This is a genomic window from Bordetella sputigena (assembly GCF_965137885.1).
GTDB classification, from domain to species: Bacteria; Pseudomonadota; Gammaproteobacteria; order Burkholderiales; family Burkholderiaceae_B; genus Bordetella_C; species Bordetella_C sputigena.
This window is the reverse complement of sequence record NZ_CBCSCA010000002.1, coordinates 188,107-194,867: the sequence shown is the minus strand read 5'-3', so window position 1 is coordinate 194,867 and position 6,761 is coordinate 188,107. Positions and strand designations below refer to the sequence as shown.

At 56.6% G+C, this 6,761-nt stretch carries 5 protein-coding genes; 4 read left to right on the top strand and 1 reads right to left on the bottom strand.

The window, feature by feature from the left end:
- Positions 1-3,321 (top strand): hemagglutinin repeat-containing protein, encoded by a 3,321-nt coding sequence (locus tag ACNA0R_RS04090; protein WP_415824646.1) that lies wholly within the window; start codon positions 1-3, stop codon positions 3,319-3,321.
- On the top strand, positions 3,318-3,734 hold the full coding sequence (locus tag ACNA0R_RS04085; protein WP_415824645.1) for a hypothetical protein: 417 nt from the start codon (positions 3,318-3,320) through the stop codon (positions 3,732-3,734). Before ACNA0R_RS04090 ends, ACNA0R_RS04085 begins: the two co-directional genes overlap by 4 nt.
- Positions 3,735-3,789: 55 nt before the next feature.
- Here ACNA0R_RS04085 and ACNA0R_RS04080 read toward each other — a convergent pair whose 3' ends face one another.
- Positions 3,790-4,350, bottom strand: a complete 561-nt coding sequence (locus ACNA0R_RS04080) for an RNA 2'-phosphotransferase (protein ID WP_415824644.1) — start codon at positions 4,348-4,350, stop codon at positions 3,790-3,792.
- A 655-nt stretch (positions 4,351-5,005) separates the two neighbouring features.
- Here ACNA0R_RS04080 and ACNA0R_RS04075 point away from each other — a divergent pair.
- Entirely contained in the window at positions 5,006-5,377 is a 372-nt protein-coding gene (locus ACNA0R_RS04075; protein WP_415824643.1) for a hypothetical protein, read from the top strand.
- Positions 5,378-6,038: 661 nt separating this feature from the next.
- Positions 6,039-6,761: hypothetical protein (locus ACNA0R_RS04070; protein WP_415824642.1), on the top strand; the 723-nt coding region annotated here is incomplete at its 3' end.

The window sequence follows — 6,761 nt, the reverse complement described above, 5'->3', positions numbered from 1 at the left end:
GTGCACGACACGACGATAAGCGCCGAGCGGAACGCTACGATCGATGCGGCGGCCAACACTACCGACGATAACCATTACCTACGCGAAACGCGGTCGGGTTGGGGCGCTTTGGGTGGATTCAGCAAGGGCCACAAGGAAAGCACCGATACGTTGGATGGGACCCAGGTTTTCCATACCGGCAGCACCGTGGGCAGCGTACAGGGCGATGTCTTAATCAACGCAGGGGAGAACCTGCAGGTCATCGGAAGCAACGTCGTCGCGCGCCAGGGTGACATCGGCATGGTTGGTCGCGACATCACCATCGCCGCCGTGGCCGACACTGATCACGAGAAGGAGTTTCACGAAGTCAAGCAAAGCGGTTTCACGCTGACCATCGACAGTCCGGTTCAAGAGATGGTGAAGATCGCGGATCGGATGACCACCGCGGCGCAGAAGACAGACAATCCGATCATGCAGGCGTTGGCTCTGGGGACGATAGGACTGGCTGGTAGTAACACCGTAGACTCGGTCTCACGCTCTCCGAAAGAAGGGGGCAGCGGGGCTGGAACTATCACCATCGATTACGGTGCCAGCAGGAGCTCTTCAACCACGACCCGCGAGTCAAGTACCGTTTCGGGTTCGACGATAGCAGCCGGCAACGATCTCACGATTGTGGCGACTGGAGCCGGGAAGAACTCCGACATCAAGGTGCTGGGGTCGTCGCTGTCGGCGGGGAATAACGCCATTCTTAAGGCAGACGGCGACATTCTGATGCAGGCCGTCAGCAACACGTCGAGCCAGCACACGAATAGCGAAAGCGCTGACGGCACGATTGGAGCAGGCGTGATGCTTGGAACCGATGGACACGGCACCTGGGGTGCGGGTTTCATCGTCAAGGGCAGCGCTACTGCGGAGCAAGCTACCGAGGATGGAGACAACCTTACCTGGGCCAATAGCAGTATCACGGCTGGCAATATCCTCGCCATTAGCTCTGGAGGCGACACGTCCCTCATTGGGGCTGCGGGAAAGGGAAATCAGATCCTGGTCTCTGTCGGCGGCGATCTTTTATTGCAGAGTCTGCAGGATCGGAGTACCTATCATTCGACCAATCAGAGCGCGAGCGCGGGCGGCACGTACTGCTACGGTTACTGTAATAACGGCTCCGTATACGGCAGCTACAGCCAGGGCCAGCTCAACAGCGATCTCCAAACCGTTACGCAGCAAACCGGTTTGTGGGCCGGCGATGGTGGTTTCCAAATTGACGTTAGAAACAACACCACCCTGGTCGGAAGCGTCATCGCAAGTAGCGATCGAGCGATCTCGGATGGGCTCAATAGGCTCAGTACAGGGACACTTCTCACCCAGGACATCAAGAACACAGCGAACTATAACGGCTATCAAATCGGCTTGAGTGGTGGTTATTCCTGGGGCGGCGCGCAGCAGACTAATAGCAGTGGCGCTACCCAGCCGACGAGCGGTGGCGCGTCAGCGCTGCCTCCTACCTGGGCGGTGGCATTCGGAAGTGACAAGTCCACAACGCACAGCGCAATAAGCGCGGCAGACATCGTTATTCACAACCCGGACGGTCAACTGGCGCTTACCGGAAAGACCGTTGCCGAAACTATCGCTTCATTGAGCCATGACACAACGGGAGCGCTGAACAGCCTGAGTCCGATCTTCGATAAGGAGAAGATACAGGCGGGCTTTGAGATAGTCACGACGGCACAGCAGCAGGCCGCGACCTTCTTGTCGTATCGCCAGAAGGACATCGCGGACCTGCTCAAGAAGGCTACGGACAAGGACGTCTCACCCGCTGAACAAGAAGCCGCCTTCCAACAAGCCATGGACCTTCAGAGCAAATGGGGGGCGAGCGGCAAGTACAGAATCGTGCTGAATGCGGTACTCGCGGGGACCGCTGGCAACGTAAGCGGCAGCGTTGGGCAGATGCTCCAGGCGGGTGCGGTCAACTACTTTCAGTCGCTGAGCGCGAGTGAAGTCAAGAAGATCGCGGACGCGCTGGGGAGAGACGCTGACGCGGCTCCTGGATCGCCGCCTAGTACGAACCCAGGGGCGGAAGCCGCGCGGGCCGCATTGCATGCGATCGTCGGCTGCGCGGGCTCGGCCGCGACCGGTGCAGCGTGTAGCGCGGGCGCCTTGGGCGCCGCCGCAGGGTCGGTTATCAACTCGCTCTTGGGCGGTGATCCGAAAAGCATGTCGCCGCAGGAGCAGGAGGATCGGAGAAATCTGGTCGCTTCCATCGTGGAAGGGATCGCGACGGTAACCGGAAGGCAGATCGCGGCGGCGACTTCATCGGCGGTCACGGAAACGGAGAATAACTATCTCCGGGTCGCTGAGTTGGCGCAGTATTTTGAGGCCATGGATAGGCTGAAGAGCTGTGTGACTGGCGACATACAGTGCCAGCAGGTAGCTGAGGCAGAAGTGCACAGGCTAGAAACGCTTAGCCGCGACCGCAATATGGCGTTGGCGGGGCATTGTGAGGGTAGAGGGGGATGTTCGGACCTACTCAGCACTGTCTCGGCTGATCTGAGTGCTCTGAAAGAGTTCGCGGAAGGACTTACGGGCCTCGACGCTGCCGTAGTGAATAAGCAGATCAAAGAAGCCCAGAAGAAATACGACGATACGCTGCTCGTAGTGGAGGACATGGCGGCAAGGGATCTTGGTTCGGGTTACCAAGCCGTCTCTGATGCCCAATTGATATCAGGAGGATATCTGACCGCTCCCCAAGTCGCCGATTTGCGGAAGAGTGAAGCAGAGACGAAGCAGAATCTCCTCCAACGCATGGTGGATTTACTCTTAGCCGTTATAACGGAAGGCGGGGCGGGAGGTGCATCGAAAGCGCAACGGCAAATTGCCGCCGCGCAGCAGGAAGTCAAGGTCGCTACGGGGGCTGCTCAGAACGTCGTTGGCGTAGCTGTGAAAGGTACTGTCGCTGACGCAAACTTCGCACAAAAGTCAATTCGCGCGTCAGAGAAGTTTAGTTCGGAGGGCGCTGCAAAATATAGCGAACTTGCCGGAACGCCAATTGACACAGTCGATGATCTAGCGGCCGCGATAAAGAGTGGTGCGATCAAACCCAGCGATGTTCCGCTTGACTATGTCATTGCCGCCGATGGTACAAAGCTGATACTAAACACGCGGACATCAGTTGCACTAAGCCGTGCCGAAGTTCCGCGGTCACAGTGGTATGGCGTAAACCGAACGGGTATGCCGGTGCCCGACATGGGAGGTATAACGTTCGATCAGTTAGCTGCTGATCAATTAGCGAACAACAAGTTGCCCCCATCCGGTACAGCAACCCTACCGAAAGGATCAAAACGATGAAGATTGGCCGTGGCAGAGAAGTGCTCAGTTTCTACGATTGGCTTCCGGGGCATGGGGAGAGCGAAGTAGAATTCCGTTCGGAAAGAACAGACGTTATCGTAGCAATTCAATATGACGCCGAGGACGGATTGCGGGAGCGGGAGTTACGGTTTACCACCGTGTGCGCTTTTAACATGCAGGCTTTCCCAGGGCCGCGCATGTTTGACTTCCCGTTTGAGGAAAGTGGCGGTAGTCGCTTGTTGAAGGGCGGGGTGGTTGAATATCCAGATTCTGATGCAAGCAGGGCTTGGATAAATCACTTTGGCGGCCGACGTGTTGTCAAGCACTACAGCCTTATCTTGCTTTCGGAAAACAAGATCCTCACTGTGTTTGCCGCGAAGGCCTCTCTCTCAGAGTCGCGTCTAGTCGATTGATCCTGTGCAGCGGTATGCTGCGAAGTCGAATCTTTGCAAAAAACGCCAGCCTTCATTATTTGGCGTTTAGCACGCTAATAAATTCCACAGGCACCTCACTAGTGAGCCAAACATCGTTCTCCGCCACATAGAATTTATATCCTTGTTGGCTCATATGCTCTGCCTGAATCTCCAGAATTACCGGTTTGCCATGGCGTCTGCCTACCGTGAGGGCCGTCGATACGTCCTTCGACAGATGTACATGATGTCGCGCACCCGCATTCAGGCCCTGTCGTTGAATCGACTCGAGAAATCGTATCGCAGTACCATGGTACAGCACGGGTGGAGGTTTTTTTTCAGGATATTCTCGGCGCACTGATGGTGTGGAATGCCCTTGCACAGCGCGTATGCGCGTACCGTCTTCGGAGATAGCGAACCGCTTCTTGTCGCTCGTTGCGACCACGCGGTCTAACGCCGCTCGATCGAGAGTGTGCCCGTGGTTGGACGAAAGCGTTATCAGAGAAGAGATATCGGCCCAGCCGTCACTGTCTAAGGATAAGCCAATAGATTCCGGCGCATGGCGCAGGATATAGCTTAAAAATTTGCTCGTTTCTTGGGTGGTCGAAGGTGTCGTCATAAAGCAGATCTCAGGTCATCAAGATGTCCGATGCATTACGTCAGGCCGTTAAATAGACGGGAATTTTTTGCTCGGAGTGATTTTACTATCCGCGGCGCGAAGTGGATGAGGGGTCAATGATGTACAAGCGAGTTGAGGAACAAAATGACCGCTCGCGACCGACCAGAGGCTATAGAAGAAGTCGCCCTCGGGGCTGCGTCACATATGCCGTCTTGGGGTTCACAGCGGTGGACGAGTGTTTTAGACGGGTGTTGCTTAGGCAAGATTTCGGACGATGATCCCGATTACTGCGATGTACCGACTTTTTCGTGGGAGGACATCACAATCGACAAGAGCGTCCCGAACGCGAAGATCGGTCTAACACGGCGTGAATTTTAGGATAGTCTGTTGGACGCTGGTTTAAGTGCTGCTCCGAAAGGAGGTCCAAATGACGTAGCTCTGTATACGAAAAGGGCAAAAAGCTATACGGTTCGAAATAACGCATCCTCTACGGGTGGTCCGTCGGTCGACTATCAGGTGGACGGTGGTCTCATCGGGAAAATCCGTTTAAGCGAATAATATATGAGCTACATTACGAGTCAAAAGTTGTATTAGGACATTACGGACAAAAAAACCTGCGAATCTTGTGCGGGGAGAGTGCGCCGAAGGGGGCGTCATGTCTTTATTTCGACTGGCTAGAGTTCCTGGTGCGAGGTTCTGGGACTATGTAATAGCGCTCGCGAATCTTAGTGATGATGCTACGGTTTATTTCTACGATATAGAAGCTTCAGGCAATCAGTTCCACGAGAGATTTGGGGTCTATCCTGCCATAGAGCTGGATGTGCATATGTCGCATCGTGACTACATATCGGTGCTTCATGAGGCCCCTGCAGGGGCAGAGAGCAAAGCTTTTGCGGCTGCCTTTACTGGTGCTTATGTCATTGCTCCCACCTCGGGGAAATGGCACACACATGGTGAGTACGCAATTGAGATGGCCGAGTTGGTTTCATCGGTGGGGGGGGCCGCCAACCCATATGTTCCCTCATGATTTTTGGTCTACATCCGAGGCCTTGAGTCGCATACGGTTAGCGACGCAATGAACTAACCCGACGCGGGAGCGTGGCGAAAGTCTTTCTGCCTGCAATGCAGCCGTGAAAATCGAAGCGGAACGGGTGGTTTATGGTGTCCAAGCGAATTGAGGCGGAAAATGGTTGCGCGCGGCTGGCCATACCCTATAAGGGTCCCCTTTAGGGTTGCTAAGGGGAGCACAGAGTAGCGGAATTGAATGCTGCAACGTTGCATATGCCTCCCTCTGGCGCCCAGAAATTGACAAGTATTTTTGCCGGATGCGCCGGCCAATTACGCCGAAATATTGGCAGAAAGAGCGTGGATGATGTCAAGGTCTTGGCGTGCGGCAAACTCGTGGCGCTAGCCCAAGCTACGTCGGCAGGAGGTTTATCTTATTTTGAAGGGAAAGTGTAGGTCATCGATATCAAGCCTTACCGACGATATCCAGCGACTACTTGCTGGCGTTGTTGGGCGGTGCCGGCGTAGTCTCGGGGCCGGGCGCGGTCGCTGCCCCGGGTTCCGTATCGGTGCGCGGGCCGGGTGCTGGCGCATCCGCGGCGACGTCGTTCCCGGCCGGCGGCCCGTCGGCAGCCAACCAGTCGCCCACGCAAGCCGCGATCGCCGCCGCGGCGACGTCGGCAGTGACCTCAGGGGCCACGACCGCATCGTCGGGCACCAATCCCTATCTACAGAACGCCGACACGCTCAAGCGCTTGGGCGACGGCTTCTACGAACAGAAACTGGTCACCGACCAGATCATCGCCGCCACCGGCCAGCGCTTCGTCGGCGACTACACCGACAACGAAACCCAATACAAGGCCCTGCTGACCGCCGGCGCCACCTTCGCGCAGCAATACGGCCTGCAAATCGGCACGCCGCTGAGCGACGAGCAGATGAAGCACCTGACCAGCGACATGGTGTGGCTGGTCGACCAGACGGTCACGCTGCCGGACGGCAGCACGCAGACCGTGCTGGTCCCGCAGGTCTATCTGGTCGTGCAGGACGGCGATCTGAAGGGCGACGGCACGCTCATGGCCGGTCGCAACACCACGCTGCAGGCCAGCGGGACCATCACCAATACGGGCACCGTGGGATCACGCGACGCCACGATCATGGTGGCCGACAACATCATCAACAGTTCGGCGGGGACGATCCAGGGCAGCTACGTCAATCTGAATGCGCGCCAGGATCTGAATAACATCGCGGCGCTGATCAAGGGCGATACGGTCGCCTTGCAGGCGGGACGGGATGTCAATCTGACGAGTACCACGGCCAGCACGAGTTCCAGCCTGGGACAGACGAATACGTGGTCGACGTTTGTCAGCGGGGTGTCGCAGATCGATGCGGGTAGCCTGGCTATCAAC